This is a genomic window from Candidatus Kryptonium thompsonii (genome assembly GCF_001535985.1).
Taxonomy (GTDB): Bacteria; Bacteroidota; Ignavibacteria; order Kryptoniales; family Kryptoniaceae; genus Kryptonium; species Kryptonium thompsonii.
In genome coordinates, this window is record NZ_CZVS01000035.1 from 1 (window position 1) to 21869 (window position 21869).

General features: G+C 38.7%; 14 protein-coding genes. All 14 read right to left on the reverse strand.

Annotated features, from left to right (window positions below):
- Positions 1-118 precede the first annotated feature (118 nt).
- A complete protein-coding gene (locus AWW78_RS05965) occupies positions 119-1111 on the reverse strand; it encodes a TolB family protein (protein ID WP_047134556.1) in 993 nt (330 codons plus the stop codon).
- A gap of 30 nt (positions 1112-1141) precedes the next feature.
- Positions 1142-2089, reverse strand: a complete 948-nt coding sequence (locus tag AWW78_RS05970; protein ID WP_047134557.1) for a PD40 domain-containing protein — start codon at positions 2087-2089, stop codon at positions 1142-1144.
- A 333-nt stretch (positions 2090-2422) separates the two neighbouring features.
- Complete coding sequence (locus AWW78_RS05975; protein ID WP_075426150.1) at positions 2423-4939, reverse strand: two-component regulator propeller domain-containing protein; 2517 nt, start codon at positions 4937-4939, stop codon at positions 2423-2425.
- Between the two features lie 205 nt (positions 4940-5144).
- On the reverse strand, positions 5145-8486 hold the full coding sequence (locus AWW78_RS05980) for an SBBP repeat-containing protein (protein WP_047134558.1): 3342 nt from the start codon (positions 8484-8486) through the stop codon (positions 5145-5147).
- A 235-nt stretch (positions 8487-8721) separates the two neighbouring features.
- Positions 8722-11391: a S8 family serine peptidase gene (locus AWW78_RS05985; RefSeq protein WP_082349059.1), complete on the reverse strand. Its 2670-nt coding sequence runs from the start codon at positions 11389-11391 to the stop codon at positions 8722-8724.
- Positions 11392-11446: 55 nt separating this feature from the next.
- The gene (locus AWW78_RS05990; protein WP_047134559.1) at positions 11447-12679 is read right to left on the reverse strand and encodes a hypothetical protein; all 1233 of its coding nucleotides are present in this window, start codon (positions 12677-12679) and stop codon (positions 11447-11449) included.
- Positions 12680-13159: 480 nt separating this feature from the next.
- The gene (locus AWW78_RS05995; protein WP_047134560.1) at positions 13160-13687 is read right to left on the reverse strand and encodes a hypothetical protein; all 528 of its coding nucleotides are present in this window, start codon (positions 13685-13687) and stop codon (positions 13160-13162) included.
- Between the two features lie 949 nt (positions 13688-14636).
- The gene (locus AWW78_RS10730; protein ID WP_075426152.1) at positions 14637-16982 is read right to left on the reverse strand and encodes a T9SS type A sorting domain-containing protein; all 2346 of its coding nucleotides are present in this window, start codon (positions 16980-16982) and stop codon (positions 14637-14639) included.
- A 50-nt stretch (positions 16983-17032) separates the two neighbouring features.
- Positions 17033-18037, reverse strand: coding sequence for a TolB-like translocation protein (locus AWW78_RS06005; RefSeq protein ID WP_047134561.1), 1005 nt, complete (start codon positions 18035-18037; stop codon positions 17033-17035).
- A gap of 355 nt (positions 18038-18392) precedes the next feature.
- Complete coding sequence (locus AWW78_RS06010) at positions 18393-19109, reverse strand: hypothetical protein (RefSeq protein ID WP_141653902.1); 717 nt, start codon at positions 19107-19109, stop codon at positions 18393-18395.
- 50 nt (positions 19110-19159) lie between these two features.
- A complete protein-coding gene (locus AWW78_RS06015; RefSeq protein WP_075436055.1) occupies positions 19160-19771 on the reverse strand; it encodes a hypothetical protein in 612 nt (203 codons plus the stop codon).
- A gap of 27 nt (positions 19772-19798) precedes the next feature.
- The gene (locus AWW78_RS06020; protein WP_141651981.1) at positions 19799-20392 is read right to left on the reverse strand and encodes a hypothetical protein; all 594 of its coding nucleotides are present in this window, start codon (positions 20390-20392) and stop codon (positions 19799-19801) included.
- Between the two features lie 144 nt (positions 20393-20536).
- Positions 20537-20833: a T9SS type A sorting domain-containing protein gene (locus tag AWW78_RS06025; protein ID WP_075426153.1), complete on the reverse strand. Its 297-nt coding sequence runs from the start codon at positions 20831-20833 to the stop codon at positions 20537-20539.
- A gap of 132 nt (positions 20834-20965) precedes the next feature.
- The coding region (locus AWW78_RS10550) for a hypothetical protein (protein WP_047134565.1) at positions 20966-21869 on the reverse strand (904 nt) is incomplete at its 5' end.

Consider the following 21869-nt stretch of genomic DNA (forward strand, 5'->3'; position numbering starts at 1 on the left):
TGAAATAAAAATTACTGCAGTTATTCTTTTTATTACGATTAAAAATTGCATCAATATTCCCTTCTTATTTGTTTTAATTTCGCGTTAGCATAACACATAGCTTTTATCTCACAAGGCATCACCTCTTTCGCCAACTTACAGGATAGAGATCTTCTGATTCAAAAGGGGTAATATCTTTGAAGCCATTCCCATCTGAATTTAAAATTAAAATTCTATTCGATACTCTAACTAAAACGTAAAAATCGTCAGGCGACCAACTAACAACCCAATAAAATTTAGCTGTACCTTTAGTAATGTTTTTAATTGCACCGCTATCCAAATCTTCTACAAATATGCTATCCTGATGATCTGAAGCAGGATAAAAATCCACTACGTATGCCACCTTATCCCCCCTTGATGAATATGCCATACTCATGTATCCCAAACTGTCACTTTCCCAAGACCTTAAAACAGCCCCATCTGGAGTATACATAAGAATCTTTGTAAACGGAGAAAAACCAACCATTATCCGCACTAATATTGTTTGATTTTTCCCTCCCCAATCAAGCACTATCTCAGAAGAACTAATCGTTGAAGTAATTCTTCGCTCATTATATCCATCTATGTTAATTATAAAAATATCATAATTACCAATCGCCTCAGGAACCATCTGCCTTACATATGCAATTTGCTTCCCATCAGGTGACCAAACTGGCCCCCACGCCCCTCCATACATCAATCTCCCATAAGTAGAATCATCTACATAAACCCATTGCTGAGTTAATTGATACCTGTTCCTCCCATCCGCATCCATAATGAAAATTGCCGGACGAAATGATGGATGTGTCCTTTCATCTCCAACCAGGGAAACAACCGCTATCTTCTTCCCATCAGGAGACCACCTCGCATCAAGTATTGGAAAATTTGGATCATTCGTCAACTGCTGAACATTTGAACCATCCTCATTCATGCTGTAAAGTTGATATGAACCACTCTTATCGGAAATAAATAGAATTGGACCAGGCTCAACAGGAAATCCACCATCTGAAACAGGGTTATCTTTACACCCAACAAAAATTAACAAATCAAGTAAAATCACCCGCGAAACCTTAATGAAATTTTGAATGGACATAGTTTTTTTACTTCTTATTTTGGAAAAGCTTTACCTTGGAATAGGTCCATAAGTAAGCGGACGTTTATCACTTCCATCTGCGTTCATAACCCACACCGTTCCATTAGTCGAATCAATTTCTTTACCTGAACTACCAATGTAAACAATCTTTTGCCCATCAGGGGACCAAGATGGGGAATCTCCAAGGCCAAGATACTTTAGATTTGTAGCATCAGAATTCATTATCCAAATACCATCGCTGTCAAACACTATCTTCGCCCCATCAGGGGAGTAGCGAGGATGCCCCAAACCGCGATCAGGAGCATAAGGAGTTCGAGTTAAAACTATCAATCTAAAAATTTTAGATGTATCCGAGAGATTAACTCGACAAATCGATGGTCCTAGCCCCACAAAAATAATGGAATTTCCATTCGGCGACAAATCTGGCATCATACCTTCAGCAACAATACGCCTTTTCTCTGTCCCATCACTTCGCATCACCCAAATTTCACTTGAATCACCTGTATAAACAATCCACCTCCCATCAGAACTCCAGGCGGGGAAAAAATTTCGCCCTTCAGTGGTCAGCTGAACTATTGAATCAACCTTATCTCCCACAATCCGTGCTTTGTAAATCTGACCATCCATTTCAAAAACAATCCAATTACCATCTGGACTCCACCTTGCACATTTCCCCATGCCTTTGAGTATCAACCGAGGATTTGTCCCATCTGCGTTTATCATCCATAAACCAACTGAATCAGGATTAATATCGTAAGAACCGTCAATGTTAATGTGCGATATACCGTAATGATAATAAATGATGCGCTCCCCATCCGGCGACCAAGCAGGAGAGTCATCAATTCTTGGATAAACAGGTGGTTTTGGGATTGGTGGTACAACAGAATTACCTCCGTGGCATGAAAGCCCAGATCCAATTACAACAAAAACAATCACAATATGCAAAACTACTTGAAGTAAAAACCTGAAATTTAACATGGCATTCCCTTCTTCTTAATTTAACCTCGGTTACTTTTTCTACTATTATTTCCCAAGAACAGAAAGTACGGGCGTATTGATATACGCCCTCAATTAAAATTTAAAAAAATTTTTCATTTTGTCAAGCCCTCCACCCAACTTACCTACTTAAACCTTACTTCACCAAAGCTATCTTAACACTCACAAAACCACCCGCCACAAACTCCTTATTTTATACTTCCCACTAAATTAAATGATCCCCCTCTCTATTTTATATAGAGGAGGTCAAGGGGTGAGTCACCTCACTCAACCTTAATCGTACCACATCAAAAGTCTATAGTTATATGTTAAAATTTACCCACTTCCAAGTATTAAAATTAATAATAACAACAAAAGACCAAAACCCAACGCTAAAAGCATTTCTTCCCCAGGGGCTTTGATTATCCCTGCTGCATCTCTATCCATACTTCCTTCGCCCGATCCAACTAAAATAACTTTGAAAACGCTATCAGAATGTGAGTTGCTGTAAACCAATACCGTATCAACATAGAAACCCACGGAACTTGGACTAAACAAAAAACTCAAATTAACAGAATCCCCTGGATTTAGAACTATCGGCAGTTTACCTAAGAATTTAAACGAACTACTTTTTACACTTACATCGGTAATCTTTAATTCAGAGCCACCATCATTACTAACTTTGAGACCTAAACGATTAATTTCACCTAAATAAAGTTTCCCAAAATCAAGTTTATTACTGTAAAAATAAGCATATGGTTTGGGAAATGGTTTCACCCCGTTTTCTCGGTATACTGTAACTCCACCGTTTGTCCCAATCCACTTGGTACCCTCGGAATCCATCGCTATAGCGTAAATGTTATCACTCGGTAAACCTGAATTTGAAGCATTATAAACGATCCAATTTGCACCATCAAACTTTGCTACTCCCCCATCTGTTCCGATCCATTTATTACCATTAGAATCTATTACTATCGTATAAACATTGTTACTTGGTAAACCTGAATTCGAAGTGTTATACAGAGTCCATTTCACTCCATCAAACTTCGCTACGCCACCTCCCCATGTTCCAATCCATTTGTTGCCCTGACCATCTATCGCTATCGCATAAACATTATCACTCGGTAAATCTGAATTGGAAGTGTTGTAAACAGTCCATCTAACCCCATCAAACTTTGCAAGCCCTTTACCTGTCCCAATCCATTTGTTGCCATCGGAATCTACTGCAATCGCGTAAACATTATCGCTCGGTAAACCTAAATTTGATGTGTTATAAACAGTCCATCTAACTCCATCAAACTTTGCAAGCCCTCCATACGTCCCTATCCACTTGTGGCCTTGAGAATCTATTAATATTGCACGAACATAATCACTCGGTAAACCTGAAGTTGACTTATTATAATTAATCTTCTCACCTGTAAACCTATTTAACTTAACCAAACCATTAGTTGTCCCAAGCCAAACATAATCACCCTCAAACGCAACTGAAAGCACAGAGTTACCATTAAGCCTCATTTTTGTCCAAACCACAATTCGATTCAAAACAAATTTAAGTTCCAAATCGTCCCTATCTACAACAACCTCCCTTTCTACCGCTTCATATCCTTCTCTCTCAACTCTAAACTTAACCTTACCAGCCTCAACATCCGCTCTAAATGAACCTTTACCAAGCAACTTATCATTTACATAAACCAAGGCATCTTCTGGTTCGGTCTTTACATTAACTGAAAAAGTTGACCTTGAAAGAGTAAATTTAACCTCTTTTGCCTCCCCCGGAGAAATTAGAACTTCACCCCTTGCTGAAGTGTATCTATCTTTTCTCAACTCAACCAAATGCTTTCCAGGTTTTAAATCCAATGTGAACTTATTCCCTTCAAGTTTACCAATCATACGATTGTCTACATAAACGTCCGCCCCATCCACATTGGAAACTATCGTCAACCTTCCCGGTTTCAAAGCAACGTCCATCCCCATACTAACATCAACTACACCAACAGGTATGAAAACAAAATCACCTCCCTTATCCCCCAAAAGTACGCCATACTCCGGCGTCTGTACCCCCTTCGACTCAGCTGTAACCCTCGGCCCAACATAATCCATAAGCTCACTCGTCGTTATTATACCATCCCGATTTAAATCTGCGCTCATCGTCTTTAAACCATCAACAAAATAATATGTGAAAATACTATGCCCTCCAGGTCCAGTGTCAAACACCGGCTGATCCCTACCTCCTGCTGTCAACGCTTTACGCGCCACCCTTGTCGAAATTATCTTAACATAATCCAACGCCTCAGCTGATATAGGCTGTGCCCTCGCAAATATCAATCCACCATAACAAGCATCCATAACTATAAACAAATGCTTCGCCTTTATAAACAAACTTATCTCATTCAATTGATCCGTCGAAATAGCTGTCGTAAGAACCTCTGCCTTTGAACCCTCATAAGGCAAAATAAAACCCCTTTCCCTACCATCTAACAAAACCTCCGTAATACCATGACCAGCAAAAAATATAAAAACTCTATCATTTTCGCTTGCTAATCTCCTCAAACGATCAAAAGCTCGCATTATGTTCTCCTTTGTAGCATCTTTATCATACAACTCAATCACATTCTCACGCTTGAAACCATAACTGTTGACGAGAATATCCACAATTGCCTTCGCATCATTTACCGCATACCTGAGCTTTGGTGCCCTAAGATAATCGTTTATCCCAACCACAAGAGCCCATGATTCACGATAAAAACTCTGCAAACTCGGCCTACCATCCTCCCTCAACCCTATACCCCGCTCTTGAGAAAGCAATGAAAAACTTAGCAAAAAAATTAACATTAAAGCTAAAATTTTTTTCATAGGACTCCTTTTACCTTATTTTATACTTTTTGCCAAAAAATTTAACAACTCAAAAACAATTTGTCAAGAGGCAAAACTAACGAAACAACCTTCACCCCACCACATTAAATTATCCCCCTCTCTAAACTTTAGAGAGGGGCAAGGGGTGAGTTCACAAACTTCAACTTCTCCCCTCTCTATTTTATAGAGAGGGGTTGGGGGTGAGTCACTTCACCAACACCATCTTCTTAACACTTACAAAACCTCCAGCCCTCAACCTGTAAAAATATACTCCACTTGGCATATCTCCAAAGTCTACCTTAACTTTATATCTCCCCGCCTCAAGCTTTCCATTCACTAACTTAAGCACCATCTCACCCATCAAGTTAAATATCTCAAAAAGAACTTCACTTTCCCTTGGTATGTCAAACTCTATAGTGGTCACCGGATTAAATGGATTAGGATAGTTTTGATAAAGCGCAAATTCCTTCGGTATCTCTTTCTCATCCCTGACTAAAGTAGGCGGATTAACAGTCAAGGTAATTATTCTTACAGTATCCCCTCTACCATTAGTTGTATTTATAAACCTCAATGTATCAATGTATGTCCCCGGTGATAAATTATTTGCACCGCTATCAATTGAAACTATAATTACTGCATTACCACCCGGAAAAAGTGTCCCTTTGGTTGGTAAAACACTCACCCAATCCTTTGACTTTCTAACTTCCCAGTTTATTGAAGTCTCACCAGTGTTCGAAAGTGTATATTGCTTGCTTGATGGACTGAACGGCCCTCCGCGAATTCCGCTTGAATTAAAATCTTCAATAGGTGAAACCAAAAGATAACCAGGAACAGGATTAACAACTAATCTCACAACTCTTGATGTACTCCCACTATCATTTGTTGTATTTATAAACCTCAATGTATCAATGTATGTCCCTGATGGTAAACTATTTGCGTTGCTATTAATTGAAACTATAACTATCGCACTATCACCTGGAGAAAGTATTCCCCGGGCCGGGAAAATACTTATCCAGTTCTTTGACTTTCTGACTTCCCAACTTACTGAAGTCTCGCCACTGCTTGAAAGTATATATATTTTGCTTGATGGACTGAATGGCCCTCCACGAATTCCACTTGAATTAAAATCTTCAACAGGTGAAACCAAAAGATAACCAGGAACAGGATTAACGCTCAGCCTGACCACTACTGTTATAGTATCATTATTTGTAATGTCAATGAACTTCAACGTGTCAGTGTATGTTCCCGGTGATAAACTATTTGCACTGCTGTCAATTGAAACTATAACCGAGTCACTTCCCCCTGCTGAAAGCGTTCCACCTGTCTTTGAAATGTTTACCCAGTCCTTTGTTTTTGTAACAGACCAGTCTACAGAGGTATTCCCAGGATTTAAAAGCATATATTTCTTGCTTGATGGAGAAAATGGTCCCCCACGAATTCCGCTTGAATTAAAATCTTCAATAGGTGAAACTAAAAGACTTCCCGATATAGCTCCTCCCTCAAATTTTAAAATAAAAGCATCCTGAGCACCTGCGTTTGTTCCTTGATAATATGCACCTCCACCAGGGTCCTGTGTTGGAAAATTGGTTGAAGCAGTCTCTCCAGTTACAAATATATTCCCAGAAACATCTGTGGTAATGGAAAAACCATAATCATTATCGCTTCCTCCATAATATGTTGCCCACTGTCTTACACCAGAATTTGTAAACCTTAGAATAAAGACATCATAACCTCCTGCCTTTGTTCCTCGATAATATGCACCTCCACCAGGATCTTGTGTTGGAAAATCGATTGACCAAGTATATCCAGTTACAAATACATTACCAGAAAAATCTGGAATAATGGAAAAGCCCCAATCAACATCGCTTCCCCCATAATATGTTGCCCATTGCCTTACTCCTGAATTTGTAAACTTCAGAATAAAGACATCAACATTTCCTGCATATCTTCCCTGATAATGTACACCTCCCCCAGGATCTTGTGTTGGAAAATCGGTTGACGAAGTTCGTCCAGTTACAAATACATTCCCAGAAACATCTGTGGTAATAGAAAGTCCATAATCATTTCCACTTCCTCCATAATATGTTGCCCACTGTCTTACACCAGAATTTGTAAACCTTAGAATAAAGACATCAGAACCTCCTACCTTTGTTCCCTGATAATATGCGTCTCCACCGGGATCTTGCGTTGGAAAATTGGTTGACCAAGTATATCCAATTACAAATACATTACCAAAAAAATCTGTGGTAATGGAAAAGCCTTTATCATCGCTATTTCCTCCATAATAAGTTCCCCACTGCCTTATACCTAAATTTGTAAATCTCAGAATAAACACATCCCACCCCCCCGCTCTTGTTCCTTGATAATATGCACCTCCACCAGGATCCTGCGTCGGAAAGTTGGATGACCAAGTATATCCAGTTACAAATACATTACCAGAGACATCTGTAGTAATGGAAAGCCCATAATCATAGTCATTTCCTCCATAATATGTTGTCCACTGTCTTACACCAGAATTTGTAAACTTCAGAATGAAGACATCATAACCTCCTGCGTTTGTTCCTTGATAATATGCGTCTCCACCAGGGTCTTGTGTTGGAAAATTGGTTGACCAAGTATATCCAGTTACAAATACATTACCAGAACTATCCGTGGTAATAGAAAGACCATAATCCTCACTACCCCCTCCATAATAAGTAGCCCAAGGCCTTGCAAGTGGCGGATCTATCACAAGCTTACCTTTTGTTAAACCTTTAACATCATATGATATAAGCTTCTCACCTTCAACAACATAAAAAACATCCACCCTACCAACTTCATCATACGCAACTACCTCCCCATCCTCTATCTCCCCAACTGGAGTTTTTAACCTTAACCTCCTTCCATCTTCACTTAACTGGACATCTGCCCACTTAACCTCAAGCTTTATCCTCCCTACATCTGCCCCAGGTTTAACCTCAAACTCATGATGCAACTGCCCATCCTCCCCAATCCTCCATACCCAATCTACCCCCGGATAAACCTCCTTTATCCTCACTACCCTATAACTTGGAACAAACAAAACTCCATCTGGACAATGTCCAAGATAATAATTCGTATAACCCTCCATCGGCTCTGAATATTCAATCATTTCTTCTCTTACAACACCACCAACAAGATTTAAATCAACTCTTGCCCAAATCATTGTATCTTGCTCAATTTCCCTCTCCCACAACGGCACCTCATGAATTGCTCTTACTCTCTCGTGTAAGACCCTGTCACGAAATACCCCTCTCACATCTCTTATCACATAACTTACACCACTTCCCCTAACATACAAATCAATCCCACTATGCCTTGTGAAAAACAATACATCATCCACCCTCTTGCCATCAAAACTACCAACTTGCCCTATGTTCGGTTGAAATCCAAATGTGTTAACCCCACCCCTTAAATTTTGAATGACGCCTTGATAACTTTCTTGAGCTAATTTACCGGTTAATCCATGTGCATTTGAAATTGTTAAAACCAACAAGAAAAACAACACAAAAATTAAACATAACCTCATAAAGTTCTCTGCCTTGTTAGTTTTTTAATCCCTTGTTAACTTCTTATTTTTGAATTAATAAATTAACACTACCCTATCAATCGCTCCCTCTCCAAATTAAACTTACCAGATCTCAAAAACCTTAACTCGAACTTTCAAAGAACTTAGCTTACTGTTTAAAATTTAACTATAAAAATCGTATTTGTCAACAAATAATCTTCCCCCTCTCTATTTATAGAGAGGGGTCGGGGGTGAGTCACTTCACCAACACCATCTTCTTCACACTCACAAAATCACCAGCCTCAAGTCTATAAAAATACACCCCACTTGATAAACCACTCGCATCAAACCTAACATTATACCTCCCAGGCTCCTGAACCTCGTTTACAAGCGTAACAACCTCCTGACCAAGAACATTGTAAATAACAAGCTTTACACTCGCCCTCACCGGAATCTCATAACTTATCGTCGTCATAGAATTAAACGGATTCGGATAATTCTGATGTAACGCAAAACTCCTCGGAACCCCAGCCACTTCATCTCTCTCAACTTTGGTGAATGAACCAACAAATGCACCCGTCACAGGATGAACGAAAAGAACCAAACTATCCCTCACACCTTTACTATTGGAATAACCCCCATAAATACTGTGAAAATAAATCTGAGCTGTGTCCCTAGATTGAGAATAAAGATAATAAACATTAACATAAAAATGATCTTTCCTAAACTGAGCTCCACCATTTGCCTCACCAACCCCAGCAAGGACATTGCTATCCTTATAATAATTAAATTGCAAAGGCTTGTTCAATGGTATACCCGGTAAATCAAGAAAGAAAGTATCAATTCTAGCAGAATCAGCATACCACCAAATGCTAAATTTACCAACACTACTACTCCTATAACCATAATTCCAAAACATACATTTACCATCAACAAGTGTATCCTCAATCCCCAAAACATACACAAGCCTGGCATCACTTGCGTAACTTACTGCTAAACTATTAACATCATTAAATCTTTCCTTCGCTGTGACAGGTTTAAATACAATGCGAAACTTCTTCACTAACCTTCCATCCGATGGATTAAGATAAATAACCAAAATCCCCACCCCATTAGAAATCGTGTCTTGCCTTACATATGTCACCCTCCAATATGGATTTACCGTATCAGGCGCCAAATCATCATCTGGATAATTTCTCAAATCATATATAACTCCAGTAACTGTATTAGGTTCACTTCTGAACGCATAACCACCATTTGCTTCAGCACTATCAAGGACAACATCACTATCAATAAAACTTGACGGCAGATCAACAAGTGTATTTTCTGGTGTTGAACTAGTATCAATATAAGACCCAACAATAGCATTACTCCAAACATAAACATACTTATCTTTAGAGGGCGAATAAAAAACATAATTTGCAAAATATACCTTACCATCAAGAGAATCATACGGAATCTCAATGCCTTCAAAAGCACCAATGGCTCTTAACTTAACATCATTAGCATAACTTTGTGCAATCTGCCGAGCCTCGTTTAATTTACCTTTCACCGTAAAAGGAGTCCATTGCTGTGGATTATTAATCCCTTTAACATCGCTCATAACATATTCCTTAACATCAAAAAACCCCTGCCTGAAAGACCACAAAGGTAAAATAGAACTATAAGCACCAGGTAAGATAGAATTATAAGCATCAACTAAACCATAGCCTGAAGTAGTATCAAAACCAGGATCAAGAATGTCTCTAGCTCTATCTTTTAGTTTTTTCATTACTTCATCAGGATCCCATTTACCATTATTATTAAAATCATAAGAACCAACTGGAGTATTTAAAAGTAAAGCAACAACACCAGTAACATGAGGAGTAGAATGAGATGTTCCTAAGGTTAAAGCATATGAAGAACCTTTCCAAAGATTACTATTTTTATAATTAGTTGTATAAATATCTAATCCAGGAGCAACTAAATCAAGTTCTTGACCTCTACCTGAAAAATAAGCAACATTATTATCTTTATCAGTAGCACCAACAGCAATTACTTCAGGATAACCAGCTGGATAAATAATTTTATTAGGTTCATTACCACTTCCAGCAACCATAACTATTCCAGCTTGATAAGCCCATTTAATAACTAAGTGAGCTGTCTCCGAATAACCTGACCAACCTAAACTCATATTAATAACATCCATTTTATTATTAATTGCCCATTCAAGACCATCAATAATATTTCCTCCTGAGCCATAACCATTATCATCAAGAACTTTAACAGAATAAAGCTCAACTTCAGGAGCAACACCAACAACACCAATATTATTATCTAAAGCAGCAATAACTCCAGCAACTTCAGTTCCATGACCATTATAGTCTTCCCAATCTGGAAAATAAACAGGATCTCCGTTCACTAATCTTGGTTTAACACCTCCTTTAACTCTTAAATCAGGATGATTTTTATCAATTCCAGTATCAAAAACAGCAACTTTTATTTTTTGTCCTTTATTGCCTGTTTTCCAAACTTGAGGAGCTTTAATTCTAAGAATATTCCAAGGTATTACTTGTGAAGGAAAGATATTGGCTCTGGATGTTGAATTAATTTTGTAAGTATCATCAAAATCAAGAGCTTTAACAATTTGGTCATCTTCAATCAATAAAATAGCTGGATGATTTGCTAAAGCTTCAACTTTTTGTTTATTAGGGAAAAGAACAACTTGAGCATTAATTAATTTAAGGTCACCTAATTTAATACCTCCATATTGAGAAATTATTTTATCTTTTTGAGTTTGATCAGTAAAATCTTTTTTAAAGAGAACTATTTTACGAAGATAATTAGAGTTTGATTGTTGAAATTCTTGAGAAAAGGACATCGGGAAAGAGAAAAACGGAGAGAGAAAGAGAAGCAAAATAAATAAAATAAAAATTTTTTGCCTCATGCCAACCTCCCAAGTTAATTATTATTGCTTCAATCCCTCACAGGACCATTAAGCTTCATTGCCCAATGGAACGTGTATATGCCCTTTGCCAAGATACATTCCCATTTGCGTCAAGCTTGATAATGTATGCCTCTGTGTGCATCTCTGGAGTAATTGCCTTGCCAAGAAATCCAGCAATTATATACCCACCATCAGATGCCTCCATAACAAAATTACCCCCATCTTCATACTCACCACCAAATCTTTTCTCCCAAACCTTTTCACCATTCCCATCCAACTTTAAAACGTAAATATCACTTACCCATGTATCCCGTGTATCTACTGTTCCAACGACAATGTAACCACCATCGCTTGTCTGTCTAATGTAATGACCTACTTCGTGCTCCACCCCACCATACACCTTAACCCACTCTACTACTAAGTTATCCTGAATTTTTAACTTGACTACATAAAGTTGATAGTTTGTTGTTCCATCTTCATTATATTCAACTACATATCCCGTAAGAATATAACCGCCATCAGATGTCTTCTGAATACAGTATGCCTCATCCTCTGGAGTTCCAATTCCACCCCACACTTTATCCCAAACTCTTTCACCATTTTGATCGAGCGCTAAAATATACAAATCCCTCCTCAGGCGGAACAAACCCCCTAATGAAATCGCAGCACCTACAACAATATAACCCCCATCACCTGTTTCCTCAATCCAATTTCCTTCAACTGCATCACCATGAGATGAATAATATGAACGTTCCCATTGCTTCACACCATTAGAGCTAAATTTCGCCACATAAATCTTCTTCTTATTATTCTCATCCGTAGTATATCCAACGGCTACAAACCCACCATCTAAAGTTGCCTTAACATTTTTTATCTCGCTATGAACAAAACCACTACTCTCTATCTCCCACTCCTTTTGACCATCCGCCTTAATTTTTAAAATGTAAGAATTCATATTAAAACTGCTCCAAAGTTTACTGTACCCAGCAAGGATATATCCACCATCAGCTGCTCTGTCCATAGTATATGCGACCTCGTCTTTTTGAGCTTCCCCATATGTGTTTTGACTCAAAATGTTACCCTGCTTATCAATCTTTACAACCCAAATATTATACCCCTTCTCCCAAGTGCGACCCGCAAATATATAACCATCCCCAGTTTCTAAAACACTGTATGCCACATCAAAAGGACCACGACTGACATCATCCTTATCCCCATTAACCTCACCTGGAAAATTACAACCAGCGATGAAATTGAAAATAAGAATTGTAAAAATTATTACTCTCATAAAATCCCACCTCTTTGCGACATCCTTATTTGTTTTGCCCTTTTAAAACCACCCGCCCTAAAATCCAAAATTTAAACCACCATACTATCTCCCAACCTCAAATATCAACATTTATAATGTACGGGCGTATCACTATACGACCCTATTTGTCTAAATATCCCATTTTAATATAAAAATCAAACCTTAATCTGTCAAGAAGTATCGCCCCCTTCAACCACCCAAATTAAATAGTCTAACAAACCCACTTACATCACCAAAACCATTCTTAACATCCTCATTCCATTGCAAAGAAGTAAAAAAATAAACTCGCTAAGCTTGACGGCTCAGCTAAACTTTTAACACTCAACCCTTACCTTGTCCTTAAGTTCTAAAAAACAAAAAGCCCCGGCTCACCACCGGGGCTACTGATTTAATTCTCACCTATCCCAAATATCATCGGTTGTAACTTGAACAAACTCCTTTATCTATCGCATCACAACTTTATTTTATCCGAGTTATCGCCTTCTTCGCCAGCCTAATGGCCATGTCCTTATCTTTTATTGAGATCATCAACAATCCTCCCTTGACCCGGCAGACGAAAAAGTCATAGTCTGGTGACCAAATGGCTCCATCACCAACGCCGGTAATAACCTCCTTTTTCGACGTGGAAGACCAATAATCCCAACGAGATTGGACATCGCTCTTTGAATAACCAACAGTAACGATGGGAAGTGCCATGACCTGCCCAAAGACTTTCTCCCTTATATAGTAGATGCAATTTCCGTACCCTGGTTGCACACCCACGCTATCGATCTTCTGACCGATAATCCCTTCCACTTCTTCCTTGGTCAAAAGGTCACACGCCTTGACCTTGCTCGCCGGCGACTGGGGCTGGGATGTTTTCGGCGACGTTCCAAGGGAGTTATCAGGAGTCGCGCCGTAAGCAACCAAGAACAAGGAGAGTCCAAGGACCATGAGCCAACCGATGATCTTGGAAGCACTTCTTCTCCCGTGCGTAGTCGAGTTCATATTATTACCTCCTTCAACATAAGTTTTTACTGTTTCAACCACTCACAGGTTCGACTCTCACCCACCATAAAATAAATCTTAAACGTGCTAAGAATTCGCACACCGCAATGTAACAAATTTCTCACCAAAAGTCAAACCCCGGTTCACCGCTTGGGCTATTGATTTAATTTTCATTTATCCCAATCCTCACAAATTCAATTCACAAATTGCCCTAATTCACCCCCTCACAGGTTCAATTCAAACTGCGGGCTACGCGTACGGCAAGTGGGTGAGTTTTCTTAGTTTCAATCCCTCATAGGTTCGATTCAAACCTTCCCTAGTTTTATATATCCATCCATTGCCATTTTTTGTTTCAATCCCTCACAAATTCAATCCAAACCCACCATAAAATAAAACTTAAACATATCAAAATTCACACACTATAATATAATAAATCCCATACCAACAGTCAAGTAGGGACATTTCATGAAATGCCCATTTTCCCTTCCATCATAAGTTGATGGACATTTGAACCACAAAAAGCAAGAAAACAATCCTCACCCCTCATGATTTAACGAAAAGTCTTAACAATCTGAGAGTATCCGACTTAAAAAATATTTTCATACTCAACTCACACAAACACAAAAGCAAAAGCCTCAGCTCATCACCGGGGCTCCATCCTTCACGAGATCCACTAAAAAGGGAGAAAAGCCATGCAAGGGATTTACACAAACATACCAAACTTCACCCCAAAAGTCAAATCCCCATGTAAAAACATTTCATTAAATGCCCCTCTCAACCTTACCCCGTAGGGGCAATTCACGAATTGCCCACATCATACGGCCGTATCGCCATACGCCCACACTACTTCACCAACACCATCTTCTTAACATCAACATATTTACCGTTCAAACTAACCCTGTAAAAGTAAACACCACTTAAAAAACCAACTACATTCCAATCATCAATCTTATTTTGCTAACACCATCTTAATTGTTTGAACAAATGGCTTCCCTTCGCTTGATGTAACATAAATTCTTGCAAAGTAAACTCCACTTGGCAAATTTGATGCATCAAACGATACAGTATATGAGCCAGCAGGTTTTGCCTCGTCCACAAGAACTTCAACCTCCCGACCAAGAACATCAAAAATAGAAAGTCTAACAAAACCGCTGACCGGCATTTGATATCTAATTTCCGTTGTTGGATTGAAAGGATTCGGGTAGTTCTGTAATGCGTATTCAGTGGGTATCTCTTGCACGCTGATTTCACTTTTCGAAAGATCGCCAGCAGTAATTTTCCCTGAACCGCCGACAGTGACATAAAGAATATTGGATGTTACGCTGATATTTGTAGCATCGGTCACAACACATTTGAGCTCAAAGTCAAGCCAAGCTGGATTACTCGTGCTCACAGTTGGGCTGTTCGTTCCAATTGGATACCATGTGTTCACAGGAGGTCTCATCGGCGATATAGGAGATGACGGCGTTGCTGTGGCATATGAATCACCATCTCCAATATCTAACTTCCACCATTGATAAGAATAAGGAGGAACACCACCAGAGGCCGTCGCCGTATAAGTTCCCAGTTGATTGCCATTAAGATATGTTGGACCAGATATGGAAACAACTAAAGCTGGTATCGTGATCCCATGCTTGGAAAACGCTTGATAAATCTGAGAAGTGTGAGAGCTGTTGTAGTACTCTTTGTCCACCACAAAGACATTGTATTCAAAATCGCTAAATGTACGAGCATGTGGCGAAACTTGCAGCGCCCTGAAAACAAGGTTGTCTGCGATACTTGGCTCTACTACTGATTGGCGAAGGTCCCAGCAAGCACCACCAATCACCTGACCGTTCCAATGAGCGCTACTGTCTGGGTTCCATTTGTAATCATTATTAAGATTTCTATCAACGCCAACGTCTTCACCCACACGAGGATCATTATTTACCGTGAAAGCAAAGTAATCGGCCAAGCCTTCGTCCATAGCTTTCGCTTGGGTAGGGGGACCTGGGCTCGGCGGTCCAGGTTCAGGCGGTCCAGGCGGTGGCACCTCAGTATAGCTACCAGAACCAATCCAGCCACCATAAATATGATAAATAACATTATGTGTGTACTCGTGATAGACAGCGTCACTTGAACGCGCCCATTGCCGTCCGGGTTGGCTTCCAAAGTAGATATTTGTGCCATCAGCAGCACCATTTATACCCTCTCCACAATTGATGTATGCACCCATCTGATAATACACGCCGGTGTAATTAAACGTATTCTTGAAATAATCATGCATCACCGAAGCATGCCATCTTACATTTGTTCCATCTGTTGCGCCCCAATATAGGTTTACAATCCCTGGCGAGCACCATACTTCTTGTGTGATAGGTTTACCACTAACGTAATCCCGCACTTGAACCCATTCATTCTGTAAAACAAACTGAATATAGTAATCCCATGTTTCTGGCAGATACCCCGCATCATAATTCCCATTGGCATCACTATCTCCTTCCCAGACTAACCAATCACCCCACCATACTTTTGCCCACACCTTTATGTGCGTGGTCTTAAATCCTGTATCTACAGGAGAATCCCACGCATGAACAGACCAATAACCCCCTGTTACTTGACCCCTGAGATAGTCTCCTTCCTTAATATTGCTCTCGGCCTCTATTATCTCACCAGTTTGAGCATCAACAAAATAAATAATTTCTTGCAATGGATAAGCACGAAATAAAGTAATTTTCCATGTCAAATAAAAAATCGTCGTGTCTTTTCCCTGTTTGGGATAAATTATAAGCTCACATCCTTTCTCTATTGCAGTTGAATCAAATCCAAATGCTCGTTTGGCTATCTCCTCAGCTTTAGATTTTGTTATTTGTGGAGTTGTTAAAACAGATATATTTTGATATGCATCTGCGCCGAGCGCAACTATATCACCCCTCTGGTTAACTGTGTAGCCAATCTCAGTCCCATAAACAGGCACACCATTTATAGATTGCTCATAAGAAATAAACCACATTCTGCCATCCGTCTCTGCCTTCCTTAATTTCGTTTGGTCTGGATTAATCTTTAGAATACCGGCGTAATCTGAGAAGAACTTCTTCGACAGGTTCTCTATGCTCATTAGGTTAAGATTTAGCCAACTGAAACCATATCTGCTGATGTTTGGCAATTGACCATAAACACGGTGTGCAGAACCTGTCCATGGGTTCATTTGTAAAAGCAACTTATTACCACTCTTGTCCTGAATCGGTATAAGTTGCTGTGAGAATACTACCGATGTAATTAAAGCAAGCAATATAGCAAGTATTCTGCGCTTCATTGCTTTTCACCTCATTTAAAATTTTTTTAGCATAAAAAGATGTAAAGGCATCACCTCTTTCGCCAACTTGTAGGTAGAATATATGTATTTTCAAATGGTGTAATATCTCTAATATTACTTCCATCTGAATTCAAAATTAAAATACGATTTACAGTTCTCCCCCATTTGTCAACATCACCTTTTGACCCACATAGAAGGATGTAAGAATCATCAGGTGACCAGCTAACAACCCAGTAATAATCTGTACCTTTAGTAATGTTTTTAATCACACCGCTATCCAAATCTTCTACAAATATGCCTTTCTGGTGATCTGAAACAGGATAAAAAGTCACCACATATGCTACCTTATCCCCCTTTGATGAATATGCTATGCTCCCGTATGCCAAACTATCACTTTCCCAAGATCTTAAAATATTACCATCTGGAGTATACATAAAAATCTTTGAATGAACTGATATTAATATCGCCTGATTTTTCCCTCCCCAATCCCATACCCTCTCAAAAGAATTAATTGTTGAAGTAATTCTCCGCTCATTAGATCCATCAATATTTATTATGAAAACATCCCAATTACCAAATACTTCTGGAACCATCAACCTTAAATATGCGATCTGCTTCCCATCAGGCGACCAAACTGGCTCCCATGCCCCTCCATACATCAATCTCCCATAAGTAGAATCATCTACAACAACATATTGCTGAGTCAATTGATACCTATTCCTCCCATCCGCATCCATAATGAAAATTGCACCCCTATATTCTGGATATGTCCTTTTATCTCCCACTACTGAAACAACCGCTATTTTCTTCCCATCAGGGGACCACCTTGCATAGAGTATTGGAAAATTCGGATCATTCGTCAACTGCTGAACATTTGAACCATCCTCATTCATGCTGTAAAGTTGATATGAACCACTCTTATCGGAAATAAATAAAATTGGACCAGGCTCAACAGGAAACCCACCATCTGAAACTGGGTTATCTTTACATCCAACAAAAATTAGCAAACCAAGCAACATCATCTGTGAAACCTTAATGAAATTTTGAATGGACATAACTTTCACCTCTTATTTTGAAAAAGTTTTATCTCGAAATAGATCCATAAGTAAGCGGACGCTTGTCACCCCTATCTCTGCGTTCATAACCCACACCGTTATTTTTGTGGATTTCAAAATTCATCCAAAATCCCTCCCTGTATTTCCCAAGAACAGAAAGTACAGGCGTATTGATATACGCCCTCAATTAAAATTAAAAAAAAATTTCATTTTGTCAAGTCCCCATCCAACTTACCCACTTAAACCCTACTTCACCAAAGCTATTTTTAACGCTCACAAAACCACCTGCCTCAATATTTTATACCCCAAATTGCTCATACACTTTCTGTGCATCCCAATATGTGTAATTACTCTTCTATGTCAGGTCCAGAACCAATTTGAATACCAAAAACTTACGGCTTGCATGTTCATCAACATGCGCATATGCAGGGACACTTATATCACCAAGCAAATGGCACATCCTGCCAAGAATTTCCCAAACAAACTTATCTCGATAGGCTTTGGTAAGAATAACTTCACAAGGAAGTATATCTGGACGTATATCAGCATTAATCCACCTACCAGTTACATCATAATATCCAACTACCCAAGCCCTTCCAGTTTTATACAGTTCTACTAATGAATTGTATTCAAAACCAATAGCGATAGAAAAAGTAAAAGTAACTATTGAACCATCTGGCCTGCGAAAATCATATTGGTATATATTGCTAGTACCAGGGGCATATTTTAATATCCAACTTCTATTGGGATATGCATATGCTATAATTTTTTTATATGCATTCATATAAGGACCAATGGTTTTTCGATGCTGATTCTGTATTAATACCCTCAACCAATTTTCACTAGCATCCCCACGATCAGCATCCCAAAAATGATCTACTGTTGGAAGTGGAATTGCTCCTGTAGGGAGCCATATTGAATATGGATTTACTACATTTTCTTCATCCTCTCTCCATGCCCCTGTTGTAATAAAACCTCTTTGCCATGGCCTATCACCACGATACCATGGATCCATTGTACCTAAGTGCTCTCTTATCTCAGGGATATCTGCCCTTAAGGTCATCCTTAACAAATTATACCCCTGAATTACAAGATATTGATGAACTACGTTTTAACCCTCCGTTATTTTTTAAATTGAATTTTAAAATTCCATCCAATTCTCACAGAAATACCTAGTAATGTTTTAAGGTCCTCTTTTGTAAGTTTTGGCGAATGCGTAAGCCAAAACGACAGCGAACCCATAAAACCTGAATATGGATTTGTAAAATCCCAACCCCATTGCACATCAAAACCAATATTACCTAACTCCCAACTTCCATTTTTATAAGAAAGAATTGGAGCTGGGAATAAACCAACTGATAAATAAGCAGGGGGCGAACCTTCCCCAAAAAAGTACTTCCTTACCCCTATAGATAAAAGTGGATATTCAAAAAATACTATGCCTGATCTCCAAGCTTTCAACCCAATCGAAACTGAAGGAGGTATAGGCAAGAAAGGAAGAAAAGCATAACCAATCATCATAGCTGTAACTCTTATACCCACGCTTAAATTCAAGTTGTATTTTAAAGAATCGTCACTTTCAATGCCTTTTTTCCCCGAAAGTTTCATGAAAACCCCTTTATATCTTTCAAAACCTCCATCCGTAGCATTTAAACCTCCATTGCCCAGAGTAATATACCGAGTTTGAGCCACTGCAAATTGAAATATCAAAAACATTAGGATAATAACCCTCATTTTTATCCCTTCTTTTTAAAGTTTATTTTAAAAATTCCATCCCAATCCATACTGAACATATGGAGTGCCATAACCACTTTGGTAAATAATGCCTAACCTCAAATATAACAAAAAGTCTACCTTCGTCCCTATATCAAGTCCACCAACCAATCCAACCCCAAATCTAGGACTAGGCGAGAAAAAACTTAACGATGTAAACCTGTGATAAGGTAATAAATCATAACCTGCTACAATTTTAGCTTCTACATCAAAGAATATAAAATTAGATGGATTAACATACCTCTTCGTTGAAGCTCCAAAAGCAAAAGCCATCGGAAGTGGAAAAGTTGGACTCTCCATCTCCACAAACCAACTCTTCGACAATCTATACCTAAAACCTAAATTAATTAGATAAGGATCTCCTACACCCACATAAACCCTATTCCTCTTAAATGCAATACGATTTGTGCTATCTTTACCCCTTGTATACCTCGTGGTGTCAATAAAACCCCCTGATAAAAAATCACCGTTGCCTTCTAAACTAATGTATCTTGAATCAAAAATATTATCGTCAAACCGAACTCCCAAAAACTTATATGCCTCTTTATCCCCACATTGACCATAAGCAAAATTTATCGGCAAAAATAAAAAACTTAATATAAAAATACCAAAAACCACGGGCTTACAAAAAAATAATTTTTCATATACCTATTTTTAATATAACTCTTTTTTTTAAAATTCAAACTTATCACACTCTCCATCCTCTCTAACACTGCACATGATCAGCTATTTGATTAACAGCATCCCTTTAGCACCAGTAAACTTATTTCCAACCATAATCCTATAAATATAAATTCCACTTGACATATTACTTGCATCCCATCTTACCGTGTGATAACCTGCTCTTACTTCCCCATCTACAAGCCTTGCAACCTCACGACCAAGTATATCATATACAATAAGCTTTACATATCCATCCTCCGGCAACGCAAACTTTATCTCTGTCACTGGGTTAAACGGATTCGGATAATTTTGACTAAGACCATATCCCTTGGGGACCTCCTCCACTTTCTCTTTGAACATCTCCCTACTATCCTCAACTTCCCTCTTCCCTCAGCAAATCTGGCTTCTTACCCTCTCCGATATTTACTGGATATAAAACATCTCCATTGCGTGAAAGCGTACCACCTACAATCCTCAATCACTTTGTCGCCCTTATCTCCTTACTCTAACAAGGCTTGCACCACGATTTCTTAACTCTATCCTCCCATCCAGTATCTCTTTACACACTTTACCAATCCTCGTATCAGGATATCTTTCACTAAACTCCCTCACCAAATCCCACCTCTCACGATAAATATTGGGAAAGCTCTTATTTTCCTTGGTTACGAATTTACCTAAACAAATTGAACGTAACACACACCAAGCTGTGTATGAGTTTGGATATTTTATTGCAATATCAATAAGATTTTCATCATACGATTTATTGCTACCACCTGCAAGACTATAAGCTATCGCCAATTTTTTCATAACGACAGGAGCATAAATACTTTCCGGAAATCTCTTTAAAAAACTTTCCAATCCTTTGATAAAATCTTCCTTGCTCATATTTTTCTTATCGACAAGTTCCCCTCTCCTCGATAACCCTTTGCTACCTTCCCTCCTTATATCAAAATTACCTAAAAGGTATTTAAAGTAGAAATCGTATGCCTCTTTCTCTTTCCCCTCAGGTGGGATGATTTTAAAATGAACAGCATTTGAAGTAAGAATTATCCTCTCGCGGCGTCCATTCTTTACAATATAACTATCAAACCTCGCCACCAATGTATAATCTCCAACTGGAAGCTCAGAAAAAGGATAATCAAACATCGAATTTAACTCACCATTAGTAAAACATACTATTGTTTCACCTGGGCTAACCCTCTCTAATATACTTCGCAAGTCAGTTAAAAAAACCAAAGGTAATTTTACTGTATCCCCCTCTGAATTTGATAAAATAAAAGTCATAACACCCTCATAAGCTGTCCCAAGGGTAAAATTTTCAACTTCGACCTCCTCATTACCCCTATTCTCAAGATAAGTAGTTATTATAATCTCCTCCCCCTCAAAGAAAACATCT